Below are 23,350 nucleotides of genomic sequence, written 5' to 3'. Positions count from 1 at the left end.
ACGTTCGGCGCGCCTGCTTGTTTAGCAGGAAGGCGCGGCGCCTATTGCAGCAGCGGCTGCGCCCCCGCCTCGCGCGCGGCCTCCACCACCGAGGCGCCCGCCAGCGCCCACAGCGTCAGGGCCTCGTCGAGCGCGCGCACGTGGCCCGGGTCCTGGCCGAGCCAGGCCACGAGCTGTTCGGCGCGCTCGGGCGACGGTGCGTCGTGCAGCTCGCGAAAAAGCCGCCAGGCCATGCTGAAGGCCGGATCGGAGGGACGGTGTCTCGGGAAGCTCATGGGGATTCGCACGCCTGCACTGCTGTCGATGAGTGAGTAGACGCTCCGTGGGGCACGCTGTTTAGGCGCGGGGCCTGCGCGGACTAAATTTCCGGCCCGCCGGCGCGTCTTCTGCTGCATGCCTGTGCGCCTTCCTCTTCACGCCACCTTCGGCCCCGCCCCGTGATCCCGCTGCTCGCGCCGATCTTCCAGGGCGAGTGGGCGCCCTACGGCGAAACGCTGGCCTTCGCCCCGCACCCACCGCCCGACGCCGTGCGCGTGGCCGACCTGCTGGCCGACCCGCCGCGCCTGCTGGCGCTGCTGCGCCTGAAGGCGCGCACGCTGAACATGCCGGAGCGCGACCTGCGCGCGGTCGCTTCCGCCTGGAGCATGAACTACCTGCACGCGCTGCTGCCGCCCGTGGCCGCCGCCGCGAGCCTGCTGCAGCACGGCTTTCCTGTCACGCCCGAACAGGTGTGGGTGTCGCTCGATGACGCAGACGGCGACCCGGAGTGCTTCCACATCGTCGAGCTCGGCACGCCGCGCCCCGGCACCGATACGGCCGCGCGCTACGACGTGCTGCTGTGGACGCACCTGGCGCCCCTCTTCGCGCGGCTGACGCAGCTCACGCGGCTGGCGCCCAAAATCCTCTGGGGCAACGCCGTGCGCTACCTCGAGCCGGTGCTGGAAGAAGGCCTGCGCATGAGCGGCCAGGCGCCCGCCGTGGCCGCCGACCTCGAGCACCTGCTGCACCGCCCGACCTGGCCGCAACCGGGCGGCGAGGCGCGCGACAACCCGATGTTCATGCCCGCGCGCCGCGGCGTGCGCGTGGCCGACCGCAGCGCGCCGCCCGTCACGCTGCACCGCCAGTGCTGCCTCTACTACCTCGTGCCGCGGCTGGGCTACTGCGGCGCGTGTCCGCTCTCGCCCGAGTTCGAGCGGGAGCGCTGCGCAAGCACCGCCGACTAAACATCCGGCCGCAGCCCGCGTCTTCCTTCTGCATCCCACATACATCGACCACACCCCGGAGGTTTTGCTTGACCGCCCACGACACTGCATGGCGCTTTCACGCGCATCCCGAAGGCCGGGTGCTGGACGTCCGGCTGGAAGGCACCGTGCTCAAGGTCACGCCGCTCGACGGCGACCGCCACGGCAGCACCTGGGCCCTGCGCGCGCAGCCCGGCACGCCGCGTCTCGAATGGCTGGGCGCGTGCGCGGGCGAGCCTGACCAAGCGCACCTGCTGGCGGCGATCGAGGCGGCCTTCCAGCGCCACCCGGCCGCGCGGCAGCTCGCGCTGCAATCGCCGCTGCCGACCGGCACGCGGCTGGTGGACGCGGGCATCGTCACGCCGGCCGAGGGCGCGCTGCCCACGGTCGCGCGCGAAGCCTTCTGGCAATGGCCGCGCGCCTGGCTGCCGCAGCCGCGCGAGCCTTTCGCGCAGCGCTTCGTCGTCACGCAAGGCAAGCGCCATCCGCTGCGCCCCGCCAAGCCGCAGGGCACGGTGTACCGCCGCCACATCCCGTGGCTGAACCAGACGCTCACGCTCGACACGGTCGACATCGAACGCGACCTCCCCGCCTTCCACCGTTGGATGAACGACCCCGTGGTCGCGCATTTCTGGGAAGAGGAAGGCGACCTCGCGCGCCACCGCCAGTACCTGGAAGGCATCGCGGCCGACCCGCGCGTGACCGGCCTCGTCGGCCGCTTCGACGGCGAGCCTTTTGGCTACTTCGAGGCCTACTGGGCGAAGGAAGACCGCATCGCGCCCTTCTACGACGCGGCCGACCACGACCGCGGCTGGCACGCGCTGGTGGGCGAGGCGCGCTTTCGCGGCAAGCCCTTTCTCACGGCCTGGATGCCGTCGGTGTCGCACTACCTCTTCCTGGACGACCCGCGCACGCAGCGCCTGGTGATCGAGCCGCGCGCCGACAACGAAAAAATGATCCGGAGCCTGGGCCGCTGCGGCTACGCCCATGTGAAGGAGTTCGACTTTCCGCACAAGCGCGCCCTGCTGGGCGTGCTGTGGCGCGAGCGTTTCTTCGGCGAGGCGCTGTGGATTCCGCGCGCCGACCCCACCGCCGCTTCGCCGGCCCCGGCTCGTCGACACGAGCCATCCCTGGAGGACATCCATGCAAATCCATGACCTGATCGGCGTCGGCTTCGGCCCGTCCAACATCGCACTGGCCATTGCGCTCGACGAGAAGCGCCAGAAGGGCCACTTCGTCGATGCCCTGTTCATCGAGAAGCAGCCGGGCTTCGTCTGGCACCGCAACATGCTGCTGGACAACGCGCACATGCAGATCTCGTTCCTGAAGGACCTGGCCACGCTGCGCAATCCGTCCAGCCGCTTCACCTTCCTGAACTACCTGCACGAGAAGCAGCGCCTGCAGGACTTCATCAACCTCAAGACCTTCTTCCCGAGCCGCCACGAGTTCAACGACTACCTGGGCTGGGCCGCGGCGCAGTTCGAAGACCGCTGCGCCTACGGCGAGGCCGTGTTCGAGGTGGTGCCCGAGATGAAGGGCAACGAGGTCTCGCTGCTGCGCGTGCGCTCGCGCGATGCCAACGGCGCGGTGCGCGAGCGCCTGGCGCGCAACCTGGTGGTGAGCGTGGGCGGCGTGGCCAACATCCCGGCGCGCTTCCAGCCCCTGCGCGACGACGGCCGCGTGTTCCATTCGAGCACCTACCTGGAGGCCATCGCCCGCCATCCCGGCGCCGAGCGCATCGCCATCGTGGGCGCGGGCCAGAGCGCGGCCGAAATCTTCATGGACCTGCAGTCGCACCCCGCGAAGCCGCAGGTCGACCTGATCATGCGGGCGCGCTCCATCAAGCCCTCGGACGACAGCCCGTTCGTGAACGAGATCTTCAACACCGACTTCACCGACTTCGTGTTCAACCGCTCGGTGAACGAGCGCGCCGAACTGCTCGAGGAGTTCTGGCACACCAACTACGCCGCGCCCGACCTGGAGCTGATCCAGCAGATCTTCAACGTGTTCTACCGCCAGCGCGTGGCCGGCTCGACGCGCCACAGCTTCCTGCGGCGGCACGAGGTGTCGGCCGTGCGCGCCGCGCAGGACGGCATCCACCTGTCGCTGCACGACCTGAACACCGGCGCGCGCCACGACAAGGCCTACGACGCCGTGGTGCTTGCCACCGGCTACGCCCGCGACGCGCACCGCACGCTGCTGGCGCCGCTGGCGCCCTACCTGGGCGATTTCTCGGTCGACCGCGACTACCGCGTGCAGGGCACGCCAGCGCTGCGCCCGGGCATCTTCCTGCAGGGCGCCTGCGAGACCAGCCACGGCCTGAGCGACACGCTGCTGTCGGTCACCGCCATCCGCTCCGACGAGATCGGCCAGGCGCTGCTGAACGCCACGCCGCGGCACACGGCGCAGGCACCACAGGCCCCCGCCGCGGAGCGCCCCGCCCACGCCGCGCCCGTGGTCTAGCCACGGAAACGCAAGGCTTCGGTGCTACACTCAATAAGAATAGTTCTTATTCACCCCATCCCCGGGGTCACCGAAGCCAGCGCCCTCGCCTCCTCTTCACCGGCGCGCACCAGCCATCGGCCCAGGGGTCCTTTGTCGATGCTTGCGAGAAGGCGACCGGATGCGCGACCTCGTCCAGGAACTTGTGTCTCACTACGCGGACTTGCGCCGGCAGCTCACGCGCGACCTGCGCGATCCGCACCATGCGGCCGACATCGCGCAGTCCAGCTTCGAGCGCGTGTACACGCACACCCTCGGCCTGCGTGACGGCGCCGCCATCGAGTCGCCGCGCGCCCTGCTGTTCCGCGTCGCGCGCAACCTGTGCATCGACGAAGCCCGCCACCGCAAGGTGGCGCAGGAGTGGGCCGTCTCGCATGCCGTCGTCGGCACGCACCTCACGGCCCCCTCGTCCGAATACGTCGTGGCCCAGCACCGCGTGCTGCGCCGCGTGGTGGAAACCATGGAACAGCTGCCGCCGCGCCGGCGCGAGGTGTTCCTGCTGTTCCGCGCCTACGGCCACTCTCGCGCCGAAATCGCGCAGCGCCTGGGCATCACCGAGATGGCGGTCGCCAAGCACCTGCTGCGCGCCACCATCGACTGCTCGCGCGTGTTCGCCGAGCTGCGCCATGAACTGATCGAGCCGCAGGCGGTGAACAGCCACGCCGGTTTCGACACCGCACTGGCCGAAGACTTTTCATGAGCCGTGCGGCCACAGCGGTCGTTCCGCGTGAACGGCTGATCGAACGCGCGCTCGCGCTCATCGTCGAGAACGAGATCGCGCCGCCGAGCCCGGCCGCCAACAGCGCCCGGCTCGCGCTCGACCAGTGGCGCACCCGCTCGCCCGAACACGCCGCCGCCGTGCGCGAGGCGCGCGAGCGCTGGAACGCCCTGGGCGGCATGGCCGACGACCTGCGCGCGCACTTCGACGAGCCCGTGCCCGCACCGGCCCCACGCAACCCCTCGCGCCGCAAGATGCTGCTGTCGGTCGCCGGGCTGCTCGGCGCCGGCGTGGTCGCGGGGCGCGGCGTGCAGTGGTACTGGCAGCAGCCCGTGTTCCAGGCGACGTACCGCACACCGAACGCGCGGATGCTCAAGGTCACGCTGGCCGATGCCGCCGATGCCTCGGCCGGCAGCCGCCTCGACCTCGCGCCCCAGAGCGCCGTCGACGTCACGCTCTACCGCCGCCGCCGCATGATCGACATGGCGCGCGGCGAGGTCCGCTTCGACGTCGCCCCCGACGCCGAGCGGCCCTTCGTGGTGCGCACGCGCGAGGCCATCATCGAAGTGGTCGGCACCGCCTTCACCGTGCGCGACCGCGGCGGCCCGATCACCGTGGGCGTCGAGCACGGCCATGTGCGCGTGCAGGTGCTGCGCCACGCCGGCACCGAACGCAGCGGCGAAGTGGTCGACCTGCGCGCCGGCGACATGCTCGAGGTGCGCGACGGCCACGCCGACCCGGTGCGCCAGGCCGACACCGCCGCCCTCTCGGCCTGGCGCGACGGCTGGCTGGTGTTCGACAACACCCCGCTGGGCGACGCGCTGGCCGCAGTCAACAGCTACCGCAGCGCGCCCATCGTCGGCGCCGACGCCCGCATCGACGCGATGCGGCTCTCCGGGCGCTTTCGTACGAACGACTCGGCCGGCCTGCTCGACGCGCTGCCCGCCATCCTGCCGCTGGTGGCGGTGGCCCGGCCCGACGGCAGCGTGCGCCTGCAGGCGCGCTGACCCGGGTGCGCCCGCCGGCGCGCCTCTCCTTTTCCCGCTCGTTTTTCGCCCCGCATCGACGCGGCGGCCGATGCCTTGTCACGGGCCTGTCTCTCTTTTTCGAGTTCAAACGTCTTACATCCAGAAGCACCCCGCATCCGATCGACGGCTGCGGCGCGCCCCCGTTTCATGCCGCACCGATTTATTTGTCTGGAGCCTTCACCCATGCGTTTCTCGCCTCGCCACCGACTCCTGAGCGCCGCGCTTGCCGCCGCCTTCGGAACCGCCCTTGCCAGCTGGAGCGGCCTCGCCGCAGCCCAGGGCGCCGACCAGGCCGCTGCACAAGCACGCGACATCAACGTCCCCGCCCAGCCGCTGGGCGCCGCGCTCAACGAGCTGTCGCGCCAGACCGGCGTGCAGGTGCTCGCCGCGGGTGACGTGGTCTCGGGCCTGGCCGCACCTGCCGTGTCGGGCCGCCTGAGCTTCCAGCAGGCGCTCGACCGCCTGCTGGCCGGCAGCGGCCTCGTGGCGGTGCGCAACGGCCCCACGCGCGTCACCATCCAGCGCCAGAGCGCGGCCAGTGCTTCCACGCTGCCCGCCGTGACCGTGGCCGCGCAGGCCGCCACCGACGGCACCACCGAAGGCACGGGCTCGTACACCACGCGCGCCGCCGCCGGCGCCACGCGCATGGACCTGTCGCTGCGCGAAACGCCGCAGTCGGTCAGCGTCATCGGCCGCCAGCAGATCGACGACCAGAACCTCGTCACCCTCGAAGACGTGCTGCGCCAGACGCCCGGCATCGTGGCCGACCGCAACGACGAGCGTGTGACCTTCTCCTCGCGCGGCTTCGCCCTGAGCACCATGATCGACGGCGTGCCCACGCTGGGCTTCAACAGCGTGGCCGGCGAGTCGAGCATGATCAGCACCGCCTTCTACGACCGCGTCGAGGTGATTCGCGGCGCGGCCGGCCTGCTCAACGGCGTGGGCTCGCCCGGCGGCGCCATCAACCTCGTGCGCAAGCGCCCGACCTCCGAGTTCGCCGGCCACATCTCGGGCGGCATCGGCAGCTGGAGCCGCTACAACGCAGAGATCGACGTGGGCGGCCCCCTCAACGCCGACGGCACCGTGCGCGGGCGCTTCATGGCCTCGCGCACGGACGGCAAGAGCTTCATCGAGAACAAGAAGCGCAGCGAAGACGCGCTGTACGGCATTCTCGAAGTCGACCTCGCGGCGGGCTCGCGCCTGTCGGTGGGCTTCGAGCACCAGAAGACCGCCATCGACGGCGCCAACTACGGCCAGAGCCCGCTGTTCTTCAGCAACGGCCAGCGCACCAACCTGCCGCGCTCGTTCAACTCCAGCGCGCCGTGGAGCTACTGGGACATGTACTCCGACAAGCTGTTCGCCAACCTCGACCAGCGCCTGGGCGCGGGCTGGCAGCTGAAGGTGGACGCCAGCTACCTCAAGAGCAAGCGCGAGCGCGCCTCGGGCGACCTGAGCATCTACCGCGCGATCAACGCACGCACCGGCGCCTCCACCATCGACATCCGCGAGAACCCCGCCGAAGGCGCCAACAAGGCCCTCGACGTGCACCTGAAGGGCCCGTTCGAGGCCTTCGGCCAGACGCACGAGGCCGTGGTCGGCATGAGCTACAACACCTACGACGCCACCGTGTACACGCGCGGCGCCGTGCCACGCATGATCGACCGCCGGCCGCTGAACTTCTACCAGCTGCAGAGCTTCCCCGAGCCGACCTCTTTCTCGTACCCGCTGTACACGGCGCCGCTGAACACCACCGAGAAAGCCATCTACGCCTCGACCCGCCTGAAGCTGGCCGAGCCGCTGTCGCTCATCGTCGGCGCGCGCGGCACCTGGTACAAGTCCGATGCGTCCACGCTCGACTGGACCACCTGGCGGCGCACCGGCGTGAGCTCGATGCGCGAGAACGGCGTGGTCACGCCCTACCTGGGCGTGGTGTTCGACGTGAGCAAGGAACTCTCGCTGTACGGCAGCTACACCGACATCTTCCAGCCCAACACGGTGCGCGACCGCAACAACTCGCTCATCGCACCGCAGCGCGGCAAGAACATCGAGCTGGGCCTGAAGGGCGAGCACTTCGGCGGCAAGCTCAACACCAGCGCCGCGATCTTCAAGACGCGCGAGACCAACCTGGCCGTGATCGACACCGGCGCCGGCTCGCTGCTGCCCGACGGCGGCATTCCGTACCGCGCGGTGCAGGGCGCCAAGAGCAAGGGCTTCGAGCTCACCGCCGCCGGCGAGGTGCTGCCGGGCCTGCAGATGCTCGCGGGCTACACCTACCACGCCAAGCGCGATGCCGACGGCGTGCTGCTGAACCCGCAGTACCCGCGCCGCCTGTTCCGGGTGGCCACCAGCTACCGCCTGCCGGGCGAGTGGAGCAAGCTCACCGTCGGGGGCAGCGTGAGCTACCAGAGCGGCATCTACTACGACGAGTTCAACGAACTCGGCCGCGCCTCGCAAGGCGGCCTGACGCTGTTCGGCCTGATGGCGCGCTACGACATCAACAACCGCCTGAGCGCCTCGCTGCACATCGAGAACCTGGGCGACAAGCGCTACTACAACGGCCTGGGCGCCTACAACGGCTACACGCAAGGCAACCCGCGCAACGCCTGGTTGAAGCTCAGCTACAAGCTCTGACACGCACCAACGAACTGAAATAGGGCGGCACCGGCAGAAGGGTGCCCTTGACGCACGACCCGGCTGCCGGGTCGTGCGTTTTTTTATGCCTGGGTCTCAGACCGCGAAGGCTTCGGCCTCGCCCAGTCGCTCGCCCAGTTGCGTCAACAACACCGGGCTGCGCAGGATCGCGTGGTGGTCCTCGTCGAGCGCCGCAGCGCTCGCGAGGTCCGGCCGCCCCAGCTGCAGCGCGAGCGCGGCGCAGTCCGCCGCCGGGCGCCGCGCGATCCACCAGCACTCGGCGCGGCAACGCAGCGGCACGAGCGCCTCGGTCTCGATCGCCTTCAGCTGCTGGCTCACGAGGAAGATGCGGGCCAGTTCGTCGTCGGGCAGGTTCGCGTGCGCCGGCATCTCGAGCGTGTCGCCGCGAGCTTGCGCTTGTGCGCGGGCCTGTGCGATCAGCGCGGCCACCGTCGCCTCGTCGCAGACGAAGTCGTCGATGTCCAGCAGCCCGTCCAGGCGCGCCGCCGGCCAGGCCGAGGCGACGAAGTCAGCGAAGTCGCGACGGCCATCGTCGTCCACCGTCTGCAAGGGCGCGTCGGGCTCGGGCACATAGGGATCGACCAGCCCGAGGAACGCCACGGCCTGCCCTTCGGCTTCGAGCCGCGCCGCCACGGCCGCCGCGAGCGCACCGCCGAGCGACCAGCCCAGCAGGTGGTACGGCCCTTGCGGCTGCACGCCACGGAGCATGCGGGCGTAGTCGTCGGCCATGCGCGCCAGCGACACGTCGCGGTGCGCGGGGTCGGCGAGCATGCGGCACGGCAGGCCGTACACGGTGCGCACGCCCTGCAGGCGGCGCGCCAACGGCGCGTAGTCGTACACCGTGCCCAGGGCGGCGTGCAGGCAGAACAGCGGCGGCGGACCGGGCACCACGGCGTTCAGGGCCACCAGCGGCGGCGCATCGGCACGCCCGCCCAGAAGCCCCGCGATGGTCGGCGCGCGCAGGAAGTCGTGCAGCTTCAGATCGAGCGCCGGCAGGCCCAGGCGGCGTGCCTGCGCCATCACCTTCAGGCTCAGCAGCGAATCGCCGCCGAGTTCGAAGAAGTTGTCGTCGCGGCCCACGCGTGCCACGCCCAGCACCTCGGACCAGATGCGCGCGAGCGCCTGCTCGGCGCTGCCGCGCGGCGCGTCGTAGCCGTCGCCGCCGGCGAACACCGGCGCCGGCAGCGCATGGCGATCGACCTTGCCGCTCATGTTGAGCGGCAGCGTGTCGAGCACGACGATGGCCGCCGGCACCATGTGCTCGGGCAACAGCGCCGCGAGGCCGGCACGCAGCCGCGCCGGCTCGATGCGCTCGCCCGCCAGCGGCGACACATACGCCACCAGCCGCGCGCCGCCCGCGCCCTGGCTGGCGACCACCACCGCCTCGCGCACCTGCGGCAGCGCCAGCAGCTGCGCCTCGATCTCGCCGAGCTCGATGCGAAAGCCGCGGATCTTCACCTGGTGGTCGATGCGCCCCAGGTAGGCCATCTGCCCGTCGGCCTCCCAGCGCACGAGGTCGCCCGTGCGGTAGAGCCGCCCGCCCGGCGCGCCGAAGGGGTCGGCCACGAAGCGTTCGGCGCTCAGGCCCGCGCGCTGCAGGTAGCCGCGCGCCAGGCCGTCGCCGCCCAGGTACAGCTCGCCGGCCACGCCGGGCGGCACCTGGTTCATGGCGCCGTCGAGCACGTAGGCCGTGCGGTCACCGACGAGGCGGCCAATGGGCATGTAGGCCGCGTCGAAGCCCTCGCCCGGCGCGGCCTTGGCGATCATCGGCGTGATCACCGTCTCGGTCGGCCCGTAGCCGTTGACGATGCGCGGCGGCTTCAGCACCGACTGCACCAACGCGAAGCTGGTGCGCGGCATCGCCTCGCCGCCCACGGTGTAGGAGCGAATCGGCAGCCGGCTCGCGGCCTCGCCCATCAGCTCGGCCATCTGGTGCAGGTAGCCGGGCGTGAAGCAGGCGATGGTGATGCCGTGGCGCGCGATCTCGGCGCAGGTGCGCTCCACCGGCCAGACCTCTTCGTCGCGCGGCATCAGCGCCGCGCCGAAGGCCAGCGGCACCCAGGTGCGCTCGTGCGCGCCGTCGAAGTTGATCGATGCGAACTGCAGCTCGCGGTCGTCCGGCGTCATGCCGTAGGCCTCGCCAATGGACTGCACATGCATGGCCAGCGGGCCGTGCGCCACGGCCACGCCCTTGGGCTTGCCGGTCGAGCCCGAGGTGTAGATCACATAGGCCAGGTGGTCGCGGTGCACCGCCACGCCGGGGTCATGTGACGGGCCGCTCGACAGGTCCAGCGTGTCGAGCGTCAGGGCCTTCACACCGGGCATGCCGATGCGGTCGAGCACGACGGCATCGTCGGCCAGCAGCAGCGCGACGCCGCTGTCTTCCACCATGTAGGCCAGGCGCTGCGGCGGATACGCCGGGTCGAGCGGCACGTAGGCGCCACCCGCTTTCAGGATCGCGAGCAGCGCCACGACCATGTCGGCCGAGCGCCGCACCGCGAGGCCCACACGCACTTCGGGCCGCACGCCCGCGCGCACGAGGTGGTGCGCCAGCCGGTTGGCGCGCGCCTCCAGCGCCGCGTAGCTCAGCGTGTGGTCGCCGAAGATCAGCGCCGTGGCCTCGGGCCGCAGCGCGGCCTGGCGTGCCACCAGCACATGCACCGGTGCGGTGTCTTGGTAGGCGGGCGTGTTCGCGCCCCAGGCCTGCAAGCGCTGCGCCTCGTCGGCCGTGTACAGGTCGAAGGCGACGACCGGGTGCATGGCCGCCCGAGCGAGATCGTCCGCCACGCGGCGCACCGCGTCGTGCATGTATTGACACACGCGCGCGGCACCGACCGACGCATCGACCTGCGCGGTCAGCGCGAAGCCGTCGGCGCGTTCGTTCACCGACAGCGCGAAGGCGTAGTTCGAACGCTCCTGCGCGCCGAGCGTCTCGATGCCTTCCCAGCCGCCGGCACCGGCATCCGCCTCGGGTGCCTGCGCCACATAGCGGTAGTTCAGCAGCGTCGAGAACAGCGGCGTGCCCTTGGGCACCGCGCTGCAGCGCTGCGCGAGCGACAGGCTCGCATGCTCGTGGTGCAGCAGGCCGGCCAGCGCGGCATGCGTCTGGCGCACGCAGGCCAGTGCATGGCTGCGGCCCAGCGTCACGCGCAGCGGCAGCGTGTTGATCATCATGCCGAGCGCGCGCCCTGCGCCCTCGCCGCCTGCGAGCCGGCCGAACAGCACGGTGCCGAACACCACGTCGTCCTTGCCCGTGGTCTTGGCCAGCACCAGCGCCCACGCCAGGTGGAACAGCGTGGCCGCGCTGACGCCGCTGCGCTGCGCCTGCGTGCGCACGGCCTGCGCCAGCGCCGCGTCGAGTTCGAGGTGCGCTTCTTCGACGGCCGTGCCGTCGCCGCGCGCATCGAACAGGTCGAAGGGCGCGGTCGGCTCTCGCACGTCGCCGAGCATGCGGCGAAAGAAAGTCTCCTGCTCGGCCACGTCGGCGCCGAGCCGCGCCTGCGCGACGAAGCTGCGGAACGGTACGGGCGCGGGCAGCGCGTCGGCGCGGCCCTGCAACAGCAGCGTGATCTCCTCGACCAGCAGGTCTCGCGACACATGATCGAGCGCCAGGTGATGGCTCGGCAGCTGCAACAGCCAGCCGCCGCCCGCCGCATCGTGCGCGGCGATGGCGCGCAGCATCGGCGCGCGACGCACGTCGAGGCGGTAGTGGCCGGGGCGCACATGCGCCTCGAGTTGCGCGGCGACATCGCCTGCGGCGGCGTCGATCGGCAGCCATTCGATCTCGGCGGGTGCATGGCGGTGCACCACCTGCACCGGCTCCGCCAGCCCTTCCCACAGCACCGCCGTGCGCAGCATGTCGTGGCGCGCGATGACGCGGTTCAGGCAGTCCATGAACGCGTCGAGCCGCGCCTGGCTGTCGAAGCGCATCTGCAGCGACTGCACGTAGACGTCGCCCTCGGCCTGCATCAGGTGATGGAACAGCAGGCCTTCCTGCAGCGGCGCGAGCGGGTAGATGTCCTGGATGTTGGCCGCGCCGCCGGGCACGGCGGCCTCGATTCGGCGCAGCTGCGCGTCGTCGAGCGTCACCAGCGGCAGCATCTGCGGCGTGAGCCGTGTGCAGCCGTCGGGGATCGCGTTGTCGGGCACCACAGGCGCCGGGCGCGGCGAGGCGCCGGCCTCCAGCGTGGCGCGCGCGAAGTCGGCGAAGCGCGGGTTCTGGAACAGCGTGCGCACCTGCGCACCGAAGCCCTGCCGGCGCAGCCGCTCGAGCAGCTGCATGGCCAGCAGCGAATGGCCGCCGAGTTCGAAGAAGTTGTCGTTGCGGCCCACGCGCGGCGCGCCCAGCACCTCGGCCCACACGGCGGCCATCGCCTCCTCGGCCGCGCCCTGCGGCGCTTCCCGACTGTCGGCTGTAGCAGCGAACACGGGCTCGGGCAGCGCGGCGCGGTCGACCTTGCCGTTGGCGTTCAACGGCAGCGCCGCGAGCACCGTGATCGCCGACGGCACCATGTACTCGGGCAGCACCTGCGCCAGCCCGTCGCGCAGCGCGAAGGCCTCGACCGGCCGCTGCGCGTCGAGGCTCGACACGTAGGCCAGCAGCAGCGCACCGCCTGCACGCTCGCGCGCGACCACCACGGCCTCGCGCACGCCGGGCTGCGCGCGCAGCCGCGCCTCGACCTCGCCGAGTTCGATGCGGAAACCGCGCACCTTCACCTGGTGATCGAGCCGCCCCAGGTATTCGAGCTGGCCGTCGGCGCGCCAACGCACGAGGTCGCCGGTGCGGTACAGGCGACCGCCCGCGGTGTCGAAGGGGTCGGCCACGAAGCGCTCGGCGCTCAGGCCGGCGCGGTTCAGGTAGCCGCGCGCCAGCCCCGAACCGCCCAGGTACAGCTCGCCGGCCATGCCGGGCGGCACCAGGTTCATGTCGGTGTCGAGCACCACGGCGCGGCGGTCGCCCACGGGCGCGCCGATGGGCAGGTAGGCGGCGTCGAAGGTAGTGCCGGCATAGGCCTTGGCGATGGTCGGCGTGATCACCGTCTCGGTCGGGCCGTAGCCGTTGATGAGGCGCGGCGGCTGCAGCGTCTGCATCACGCGCTCGCAGGCCACACGGCCCATCGCCTCGCCGCCGACGGTGTACGAGCGCAGCGTGGGCACGCGCCCGTCCTCGCCGAGTTCATCGGCCATCTGCTGCAGGTAGCCCGGCGTGAAGCAGGCGACGGTGATGCCGTGGCGCCGCATTTCCTCGCGGCTGCGGTGCACGGTCCACAGCTCCTGGCTGCGCGGCATCAGCGTGGCGCCGAAGGCCAGCGGCGTCCAGATGCGCTCGTGCGCGCCGTCGAAGTTGATCGACGCGAACTGCAGCTCGCGGTCTTCGGGCGTCATGCCGTAGGCGCGGCCGATGGTCTGGATGTGCATGCTCAACGGGCCATGCGCCACGGCCACGCCCTTGGGCTGGCCGGTGGAGCCTGAGGTGTAGATCACATAGGCCAGGTGCTCCGGATGCACCGCGACATCGGGTGCGTCTTCGGGCCCGCTGTCGAGCACGCCGCCGTCGAGCAGCAGCGCGGGCAGCGCCTGCATCGACGCGCCCAGCCGCTCGCGCACGCGCGCCTGTGTGAGCAGCAGCCGCACGCCGCTGTCGGCCGCCATGAAGTCGAGCCGCTCGGGCGGGTAGTCGGGGTCGAGCGGCACATAGGCCGCGCCCGCCTTCAGCACGCCGAGCAGCGCCACCACCATCTCGGGCGAACGCTCCACCGCGAGGCCGATGCGGTCCTCGGGCTGCACGCCCTGCGCGATGAGGGCATGCGCGAGCCGATTGGCGCGCGCGTCGAAGTCGCGAAAGCGCATCGGCACGCCATCGACGATCAGCGCCGTGGCCTCGGGCCGCAGCGCGGCCTGGCGCTCGACGAGGCGGTGCACGGGCACCTCGTCCCAGGCCGTGTCCTGGCCCTCGCCCCATTGGCGCAGTTGGGCATGCTCCTGCGGACCAAGCAGTGCCACCTCGCGCAACGTGCGCGTGGGGTCGTCGGCCAGCTGGCGCAGCACCGCGACGTAGTGCGCGGCCATGCGCTCGATGGTGGCGGGCTCGAAGATCGCGCGGGCGTAGGTGAAGCTCAGGCCGAGCGTGCCGTCGGCCTGCTCCAGCGTGTCGAGCGCGAGTTCGAAAGGCGCCGCCTGTTCATCGAGTTCGCAGGGTTCGATGCGCAGGCCTTCAAGGCGGTCGAGCGCGCCCAGGTCCTGCTGCCGGTGGTTGAAGATCACCTGGAACAGTGGCGGGTGGCTCAGGCTGCGCTCGGGCTGCAGCGCCTCGACCAGCTGCTCGAACGGCAGGTCCTGGTGCGCCTGCGCGCCCAGCGCCGCGTCGCGCGCCTGCGCCAGCGCCTGGGCCAGCGTGGTGTGGCCGGCCAGCTCGGCGCGCAGCACCTGCGTGTTGACGAACAGGCCGAGGATGCCGGCCGTCTCGGGCCGGTCGCGGTTGGCCACGGGCACGCCGAGCCGGATGTCGCCCTGGCCCGTGTAGCGGTGCAGCAGCGCCTGGAAGCCGGCCAGCAGCACCATGAAGAGCGTCGCGCCTTCGGCGCTCGCGCGGCGGCGCAGCGCCTGCGTCAACTCATCCGGCAGGTCGAGCCGATGGCGCGCGGCCAGGTACGGGCCCTGCGGCGGACGCGCGCGGTCGGCAGGCAGTTGCAGCAGCGGCTGTTCGCCGCCTAGGCGTTCGGTCCAGTAGACGAGCTGGCGTTCGCCCTCGCCCGCTTCGAGCCAGTGGCGCTGCCAGGCGGCGTAGTCGGCGTACTGCAGGGCGGGCGCGGCCGGCACGGCGGCGTCGTTCCCTTGACGGTGCGCCTGGTACAGCGCGCCGAAGTCGTCGACCAGCAACTGCATCGACCACCCATCGGACACGATGTGGTGCATCACCAGCACCAGCAGGTGCGCGGTCTCGCCGGTGCGCAGCAGGCCCACGCGCAGCAGCGGGCCGCGCGCGAGGTCAAAGGGCGTGCGCACGAGGCGCGCAGCCTCGTCGCGCACCTGCGCGGGGTGGGCGCGCAGATCGGCTTCACGCAGGTCGAGCACCGCCTCGGGCGACACCGTCTGCTGCGGCACGCCGTCGTCGCTCACGCCGAAGCGCGTGCGCAGCGACGGATGCCGCACCACCAGCGCCTGCAGGCTCGCACGCAGCGCCGCGTGGTCGAGCACGCCGTGCAGCGTGAGCGCGGCCGTGATGTGCTGCGCCGTGCTTTCGGGGTCCATCTGCCAGAGGAACCACTGGCGCGCCTGCGCGTACGAGGCGGGCCGCGGCGCACCGGGCACGGCGGCCGGGTCGGGCACGATCGGCAGGCGGCCGAAATCGATGCCCTGCGCACGCAACGCGGCGATGAATTCCTTCTGCCGCGCCGGCGGCAAACCCGCCAGCCGTTGGGCGATGGCCCTACTGCGTTCGCTACTGCTCACTCAACCCCCCAGACTTTCCAACAATGCATCCATGCGATCGAGATCGCTCTCGGCCTGCGCGGCCTGCTGCGCCTGCGCCGGCCCTTGCGCGTCGAGCGCCTGCGCGCAGGCCGCCAGGTCGGGCAACTCGAAGTAGCGCTGCAGCGGCAGGTCGATGCCCATCTGCGCCTTGACCTGCTGGCGCAGCTTGAGCACCGCGAGCGAATGCCCGCCGAGCTCGAAGAAGTTGTCGCCGCGCCCCACGCGCGACAGCCCCAGCACCTGCGCCCACAGACCCGCCAGCGCGGTTTCGGTGGCGCTCTGCGGCGGCACATGCGCGCGCTCTTCCGCCGCTTCGGGCGGTGGCAGCGCCTGCCGATCGACCTTGCCGTTGGCGTTCAGCGGCAGCCCCTGCGGCATCGCGACGATGACGCTCGGCACCATGTAGTCGGGCAGCGCCGCCGCCAGCCCCGCACGCAGCGCCGCGGGGCGCAGTGGCTGGCCTTCGGCGCCGGCCGCATAGGCCACCAGCCGCGCACCGCCCGGTCCTTCCTGCGCCAGCACCAGGGCCTGTCGCACGCCGGGTTGCGCGAGCATCTGCGCCTCGACCTCGCCGAGTTCGATGCGAAAGCCTCGCACCTTCACCTGGTGGTCGAGCCGGCCGAGGTACTCGAGCTGGCCGTCGGCGCGCCAGCGCACGAGATCGCCGGTGCGGTAGAGCCGCCCGCCGTGCCCATCGAACGGATCGGCGACGAAGCGCTGCGCCGTCAGGCCGGCGCGGTGCAGGTAGCCGCGCGCCAGCACCTCGGCGCCGACGCACAGCTCGCCGGCTACGCCGACAGGCACGGGGTTCAGTTGCGCGTCGAGCACATGCAGCCGCGCGCTCGATGCGGGCGTGCCGATGGGCGGCAGGTCTTCGTCGCCTGCGCCGTCGAGCACGAACTCGCTCACCACATGCGTCTCGGTCGGCCCGTACTGGTTGATGAGCCGGCACTGCGATTCGCGCGCCAGCCACTCGGCCAGCGCGGGCGTGCGCTTGAGCTGCTCGCCCGCGGTGATGATCTGCCGCAGCGCCGGCAGCCGACGGCCCGAGGCCAGCGACTGTTCGGCGAAATGCTGCAGCACCGAGAAGGTGAGGAACATGCGTTCGACGCCTTCTCCGTGCACCAACGCCTCAAGCGCATCGAGGTCGAGCCGCTGCGCGTCGGTGGTCTGCACGAGGCAGCCGCCGCCGGCCAGCCCGCTGACCATCTCCTGGAACGCCACGTCGAAGCACGGCGAGGCGAACAGCAGCGTGCGGCTCGCGCCCGGCAGGCGTTGCAGCTGCCACGCGATGAGACGCGCGACCGCGTCGTGACGCATCGCCACGCCCTTGGGACGGCCGGTGGAGCCCGAGGTGTAGAGCACATAGGCCAGCTGCTCGCCATGCACCGGCACCGCCGGATCGTGGTCGGGCCAGGCGGTGATGTCGTCGTCGGTTGCGTCGAGGTCGAAGGCCAGCCGCTGAACGCTCGCAGCGTCGGGCAGACGCGGCATCAGCGCGCGGCGCGTGAGCAGCAGCGAGGCGCCGCTGTCCTCGACCATGTAGGCCAGCCGCTCGGGTGGGAACGCCGGGTCGAGCGGCACGTACGCGCCGCCGGCCTTGAGCACGGCGAGCAGGCCGACGACGGTCTCGGCCGAGCGATCGACGGCGATCGCGACCGGCATGTCGGGCCGCACGCCCTGCGCGATCAGGCGATGCGCCCAGCGGTTGGCGAGGCGGTTGAGTGCGGCGTAGGTGAGGCGATGCTCGGCCGTGACGAGTGCCAGTGCGTCGGGGTTCGCCTTCGCCTGCTGTTCGATGAGGTGGTGGACGGGCACGACCGCCTGCGGTGCGAATGCACCGCGCGACCATGACGACAACCGCTCGCGCTCCGCCTTATCGGCCAGCGTCAGTTGGCCCACGGCCTGCGCCGCATCGCCGGCGAGCGCCAGCAGCGCCGCGCGCAACTGACCCACCAGCGCCGCGGCCTGCGCGCCGTCGCACACGTCGAGCGCATGCACGAGGTCGATGTGCAGCGCCGCATCGTCGTGCACCATCAACGTCAGCGGGTACGAGGTTTCCTCCTGCGTGCGCACCGTACCGAAGCTCAGGCCCGCCGCAGCGTCGCCGCGCAAGGCCGCATCGACCGGGTAGTTCTCGAACACCACCAGCGTGTCGAACAGGCCCTGCCCTCCCATTCCGGCCCAGGCCTGGATCTCGTGCAGCGGCGTGTGCTCGTGTTCGCGCGACGCGACCTGTGCCGCCTGCAGTTCGCGCAGCCATTCGCCCACGGGCTGGCCGGGCCGCAGGCGCGCGACCACGGGCAACGTGTTGATGAACAGGCCCAGCATGCGCTCGGCGCCCGGCATCTCGGCGCTGCGGCCGGAGACGGTGGCGCCGAACACGACGGTGCCCGTGCGCGTGCGCTGGCCCAGCAGCAGCGCCCAGGCGGCCTGCACAACGGTGTTGAGCGTGACGTGCGCGGCCCGCGCGGCTTCGCGCAGGCCGCGCGTGGCTTCGGTGTCGAAGGCCAGCCGCTGGCGGGCCTTGCCCGAGCGCGGTGCAACAGGCGGCACCAGCGCCGTGGCAAGGCGCGTCGGTTCTTCCACACCGGCCAGCACGCTGCGCCAGTGCGCCTTGCCGGCCTGCGCGTCGCGCGTTGCGAGCCACGCGATGTGATCTCGGAAACGCCCCGGCGCGGGCTCGCCGGCCTGCCCCGCGTAGCTGCGCAGCACCTCGGCCAGCAGCTGCGCCACGCTCCAGCCGTCGAGCAGCAGGTGGTGGTAGGTCCAGACAAGGTGGTGCCGCTGCGCCTGCGTGCGCGCCAGGGCGATGCGCATCAGCGGCGGGCGAGCGAGGTCGAAGCCGCTCGCGCGCTGCGACGCGGCCAGCCGCGCCAGTGCACCTGGCACATCGACGCTCTCGCGCAGGTCTTGCTCGGCCCACGGCATCTCGGCACTGCGCGCCACCCATTGCAGCGGCGTGGCGCCGTCGGCCAGGAAGCCGCTGCGCAGGATCTCGTGGCGTGCCAGCACGCGCTGCCATGCGGCGCGGAAGCGCTCGGCATCGAGGCCGTCGATGTCCATGCACAGCTGGTTGACGTAGGCCTCGCCCTGTGCATCGACCAGGCTGTGGAACAGCATGCCCGACTGCATCGGCGACAGCGGATAGAGGTCTTCGAGCTGTGCCACGGGCAGCGGCAGCGCGTCGAGCTGCGCGGCGTCGAGCCCGGCCAGCGGGAAGTCCGACGGCGTGACGCCGCAAGCGCCCGAGGTGCAGTGCGCGATCAGCGCTTCGAGTTCGTCGCCGAAGCGGTTCACCCAGCCCTGCACATCCTCCTGCGCATGCCGCGCCGCACTGAAGTCCACCGTCAGTTGCAGCGCACCGTCGCGCACCTGTGCATTGACGCTGAATTCGTGCAGCAGCGGTGCGCTCGCCGCGACGGGCTCGCCCGCGTCTTCGGGCGCGAGCGACCACGCGGCCTCGACCGCACCATCGACCTGCCCCAGGTAGTTGAAGACCAGCTGCGGCCGCGGCAATGCGCGCAGCGCCTGCTGCTGTGCGTCCGTGCCCAGGTGCCTCAGCACGCCATGGCCGAGACCGCGTTTCGGCACGCGGCGCAGGTCTTCCTTCACGCGCTTGATCGCGTCGCCCCACGCGCCCAGCGGATCGAGCCGCACGGGGAACAGGCTCGTGAACCAGCCCGTGGTGCGCGACAGGTCGAGCGCCTTCTGCGCGGGGAGGATGTCTTCGCGGCCGTGGCCTTCGAGCAGGATCGCCAGCTGCGCATGCCCGCTCCAGCCGCACAGCGCGCGCCCGAGCGCGGTGAGCAGCAGGTCGTTGACCTGCGTGCGGTAGGCGGCCGGCGCCGTCTTGAGCAGTGCCTGCGTGCGCGCGCGGTCGAGCTGCCACGCGATGCTGGCGCGGCGCGCCACGGTGTTCACGCCCTCGGGCCGCGCGCAGGGCAGCGCGACCGGCACGTCGGCGAAGGCCTGCCAGTGCACGAGTTCACCATCCATCGCGGCGGCCTCGCCCTGCAGCGCGCGCGCCCAGGCTTGCAGGCTGGCACTCTTCGGCGGCAGCGCGACCGGTTGGCCATCGCGGCACTGCGCGTACGCGGTGGCCAGGTCGTCGAGCACGATGCGCCACGACACGCCATCGACCACGAGGTGGTGCGCCGCCAGCAGCAGGCGCCAGTCGCCGCCGGGCAGGCGGGTGACCAGCGGACGCAGCAGCGGCCCGTGCGCGAGGTCGAGGCTGCGCTGCGCCTCGTCGCACAGCGCGGCGATCTGCGCGGGGTTCGCTGCATCGCGCACCCAGAGCCATTCCTCACGCCAGCGCGCCGGCAGTTCCTCGTAGGTCTGTTGCCAACGCCCATCGGTCGTTCGATGGAAGCGCAGGCGGAAAGCATCGTGGTGCTGCACCACGGCCGCCAGCGCGGCTTCGAGCGCGGGCACCGCCAGCGGCTCGCGGCCTTGCAGCAGCAGCGACTGGTTCCAGTGGTGGCGCTCGGGCATGTCGGCCTCGAAGAACGCGGCCTGGAACGGCAGCAGCGGCACCTCGCCTTCGGCTGCGGTCTGCTGGGCCTGCACCGCCGCGCCCACGGGCTCGGCCACGGCCGCCTGCCCGGCGACGGTCTGGCGCTCGAACATCTGGCGCGGCGTGAGCTTCCAGCCCGCCGTGCGCAGCCGCGACACGATCTGCAGGCTCAGGATCGAATCGCCGCCGAGTTCGAAGAAGTTGTCCTGCCGACCCACGCGCGGAAGGCCGAGCACCTCGGCCCAGACCGTGGCGAGCGCCTGTTCGACCACGCCCTCGGGCGCCTCATAGGCTTGCGCCCCACCGCGATCGGGCTTGGGCAGCGACTTGCGGTCGATCTTGCCGTTGGCGTTGAGCGGCAGGGCCGGCAGCACGCACAGCAGCGCCGGCACCATGTACTCGGGCAGCACCTCGGCCAGGCGCGCCTTGAGCACGGCCACGTCCACCGCCGCACCGGGCTGCGGCGACACGTAGCCGACCAACCGCGTGCCGCCCGGGCCTTCGTCGGCCACCACGACCGCCTCGCGCACCTGCGGCTGTGCCAGCAGCTGCGCCTCGATCTCGCCGAGCTCGATGCGAAAGCCCCGCACCTTCACCTGGTGGTCGATGCGGCCGAGGTAGGCCAGCTGGCCGTCGTCGCGCCAGCGCACGAGGTCGCCCGTGCGGTACAGCCGCTCGCCGGCGTCGCTGAAGGGGTCGGCGACAAAGCGCTCGGCCGTGAGGCCCAGCCGGTGCAGGTAGCCGCGCGCCAGGCCGATGCCGCCCAGGTACAGCTCGCCGCCCACGCCCGGCGGCACCGGGTTCAGGCCCGCGTCGAGCACGTAGGTCTTGCAGCCCGCGATGGGCCTGCCGATGGCGACGTGGTTCAGCCCGTCGGCGCGGCAGGTCCAGTGCGTCACGTCGATGGCCGCCTCGGTCGGGCCGTAGAGGTTGTACAGCCCTGCGCCCGGCAGGCGCTCGAACACCTTCGCCTGCGCCTCGGCGGGCAACGCCTCGCCGCTGCAGACGATGCGCCGCAGGCTGGTGCAGGCCTCGATGCCGTCGTGCGCCAGGAAAGCCTGCAGCATCGAGGGCACGAAGTGCAGCGTGGTCACGCCGTGCGTGCGGATCAGCTCGACCAGGCGTGCCGGTTCGCGGTGGTCGCCGGGCGCGGCCACGACGAGGCGCGCGCCCTGCATCAGCGGCCAGAAGAACTCCCACACCGACACGTCGAAGCCGAACGGCGTCTTCTGCAGCACGGTGTCGGCGTCGCCCAGCGTGTAGGCGTCCTGCATCCAGGCCAGGCGGTTGTAGAGCGCGTTGTGGCGGTTGGCCGCGCCCTTGGGGCGGCCCGTGGAGCCCGAGGTGAAGATCACGTAGGCAAGGTTTTCGCCATGCAGCGCGACCTGCGGGCGGGCGGTGGATTCGGCCGACAGGTCGAGCGCATCCAGCGCGAGCAACTGCACGTGCGCCGCCACCGGCAGCGCCTCGCGCAGGTGCGACTGCGTGAGCAGCAGCGTCACGCCGCTGTCTTCCAGCATGTAGGCGATGCGTTCGCGCGGCAGCTCGGGGTCGACGGGCACATACGCGCCGCCGGCCTTCAGGATCGCCAGCAGCCCCACCACCATCTCGAGGCTGCGCTCGGCGGCGATGCCCACGGGCCTATCGGGCCGCACACCGAGGCCGATCAGGTGATGGGCCAGCGCGTTGGCGCGTGCGTCGAGTTCGCCATAGCGCAGCACCGTGCCGCCGAACACCAGCGCGACCGCATCCGGCCGTTGGCGCGCCTGCGCTTCGATCAGCCGGTGCACGGGCTGCGTGTACGTGCGGTGCGGCAGGTTCTCGCTCCAGCCGCGCAGCCGCGCCTCATCGTCCGCGTCGGTGAGCACGAGGTTCGCGAGCACGCGGTCGGGATCGTCCGACATCGCCTGCAGCACGCGCTGGTAGGCGCGCACCAGGCGCTGTGCGGTCGTGGCGTCGAACAGGTCGGTGTTGTATTCGAGCCGGCCGCGCACACCGCGCGGGTCGATGTAGAAGTCCAGCGACAGGTCGAACTTGGCGCCCGCGTCATCGAACTCTTGCAGCTCGGCGCGCACGCCCGCGAAGTCGAGCGCGACGGCCTCGCCCGCCATCTGCACGCCGAACATGGCCTGGAACAGCGGGCTGCGCGCGGGGTCGCGGCGGTCCTTGCGGCTGGCCAGCAGCACCTCGAACGGCAGGTCGGCATGGTCGAGCGCGGCCAGCGCGTCGGCGCGCACCTGGCGGCACACCTCGCGCAGCGTGCGCCGGGGAGCGAGCCGCGCGCGGAACACCTGCGTCGTGATGAAGAAGCCCAGCAGGTCCTGCACCTCCTCGCGGTGACGGCCTGCGTTAGGCACGCCGATGGCGAAGTCGTCCTGCCCGCTGCAGCGCGACAGCAGCACCTGCCAGGCCGCGAGCAGCACGACGAACGGCGTGCAGCGTTCGGCGCGGCAAAAGGCCTGCAGCGCCGCCGCGAGGGCCGGCGGCAGCTCGAAGCCGAGCGCGGTGCCGGCGAAGGTCTGTTGCGCGGGGCGTGCGCGGTCAGTCGGCAGATCGAGCGACGGCACCTCGTCGCCGAGGTGGCGGTTCCAGTGGTCGAGCTGCGGCGCGAGCGCCCCGCCCTGCACGCGGGCCCGCTGCCACACGGCGAAGTCGGCGTACTGCACGGGCAGCGGCGACAGCTGCACCGGGCCTTCGCTGCGCAGCGCCAGCGCGTAGGCCGCGCCGAGGTCGCGCGCCAGGATCGGGTTCGACCAGGCGTCGGAGACGATGTGGTGCAGGCAGACGGCCAACACATGCCGGTCGTCGGCCAACTTCGCGAGTCGCGCCACCAGCGCGGGCGCATGGCCCAGGTCGAACACATGCGTCGCGGTGCGGCGCACGAGCGCATCGACCGCGGCTTGCTGCGCGTCGGCGCCCTGGCTCGAAAGGTCAATGCGCTCCAGCGCGAAGGGCACCTCGGCCTGCACCACCTGCATCGGCACGCCGTCGTGCTCGACGAAGTGCGTGCGCAGGATCGCGTGCCGCGCAACGACCGCCTGGAACGCGCGCGCCAGCGCCTCGGCGTCGAGCGCGCCGGTCAGCCGGAACACGCGCGGCAGGTTGTAGGCCGTGAGCCCGGGCTCGAGCTTCTGCAGGAAGCACAGCTGCTCCTGCGCATACGACAGCGGCACCGCCTGGCCGTCGTGCACGGTGCGGGTGATCTCGTCCATGGCCC

9 protein-coding genes are annotated in these 23,350 nt (G+C 71.8%); 6 read left to right on the top strand and 3 right to left on the bottom strand.

The genetic code is table 11. The features are described 5' to 3' along the window. Positions 1 to 41: 41 nt before the first annotated feature. The gene (locus AC1RLW_RS14380; RefSeq protein WP_062469860.1) at positions 42 to 275 is read right to left on the bottom strand and encodes a hypothetical protein; all 234 of its coding nucleotides are present in this window, start codon (positions 273 to 275) and stop codon (positions 42 to 44) included. A 162-nt stretch (positions 276 to 437) separates the two neighbouring features. On the opposite strand from AC1RLW_RS14380, the gene fhuF reads away from it, so the two are divergent. The 6 genes from fhuF (at position 438) to AC1RLW_RS14350 (ending at position 8,120) form a co-directional block, all read left to right on the top strand. Continuing rightward, entirely contained in the window at positions 438 to 1,223 is a 786-nt protein-coding gene (gene fhuF, locus AC1RLW_RS14375) for a siderophore-iron reductase FhuF (protein ID WP_493193585.1), read from the top strand. 68 nt (positions 1,224 to 1,291) lie between these two features. Continuing rightward, a complete protein-coding gene (locus AC1RLW_RS14370) occupies positions 1,292 to 2,398 on the top strand; it encodes a GNAT family N-acetyltransferase (protein WP_493193583.1) in 1,107 nt (368 codons plus the stop codon). Then, the gene (locus tag AC1RLW_RS14365; RefSeq protein ID WP_493193581.1) at positions 2,385 to 3,704 is read left to right on the top strand and encodes a lysine N(6)-hydroxylase/L-ornithine N(5)-oxygenase family protein; all 1,320 of its coding nucleotides are present in this window, start codon (positions 2,385 to 2,387) and stop codon (positions 3,702 to 3,704) included. Before AC1RLW_RS14370 ends, AC1RLW_RS14365 begins: the two co-directional genes overlap by 14 nt. 160 nt (positions 3,705 to 3,864) lie before the next feature. Continuing rightward, positions 3,865 to 4,443 (top strand): RNA polymerase sigma factor, encoded by a 579-nt coding sequence (locus AC1RLW_RS14360; protein WP_070062439.1) that lies wholly within the window; start codon positions 3,865 to 3,867, stop codon positions 4,441 to 4,443. Further along, a complete protein-coding gene (locus tag AC1RLW_RS14355; protein ID WP_493193579.1) occupies positions 4,440 to 5,468 on the top strand; it encodes a FecR family protein in 1,029 nt (342 codons plus the stop codon). The genes AC1RLW_RS14360 and AC1RLW_RS14355 overlap by 4 nt, the downstream gene beginning before the upstream one ends. A 204-nt stretch (positions 5,469 to 5,672) precedes the next feature. Continuing rightward, on the top strand, positions 5,673 to 8,120 hold the full coding sequence (locus tag AC1RLW_RS14350) for a TonB-dependent siderophore receptor (RefSeq protein ID WP_493193578.1): 2,448 nt from the start codon (positions 5,673 to 5,675) through the stop codon (positions 8,118 to 8,120). 96 nt (positions 8,121 to 8,216) lie between these two features. Here the strand turns inward: AC1RLW_RS14350 and AC1RLW_RS14345 are convergent, their stop codons facing one another. Both AC1RLW_RS14345 and AC1RLW_RS14340 read right to left on the bottom strand, forming a co-directional pair. Further along, on the bottom strand, positions 8,217 to 15,593 hold the full coding sequence (locus AC1RLW_RS14345; RefSeq protein WP_493193576.1) for an amino acid adenylation domain-containing protein: 7,377 nt from the start codon (positions 15,591 to 15,593) through the stop codon (positions 8,217 to 8,219). Beyond that, on the bottom strand, positions 15,594 to 23,345 hold the full coding sequence (locus AC1RLW_RS14340; RefSeq protein WP_493193575.1) for an amino acid adenylation domain-containing protein: 7,752 nt from the start codon (positions 23,343 to 23,345) through the stop codon (positions 15,594 to 15,596). Positions 23,346 to 23,350: the final 5 nt, after the last annotated feature.

It is taken from the genome of Variovorax sp. GW822-FHT04A09, from assembly GCF_058801005.1.
The sequence above is the reverse complement of the archived record's forward strand: the minus strand, read 5'-3'. Positions and strand labels throughout refer to the sequence as shown.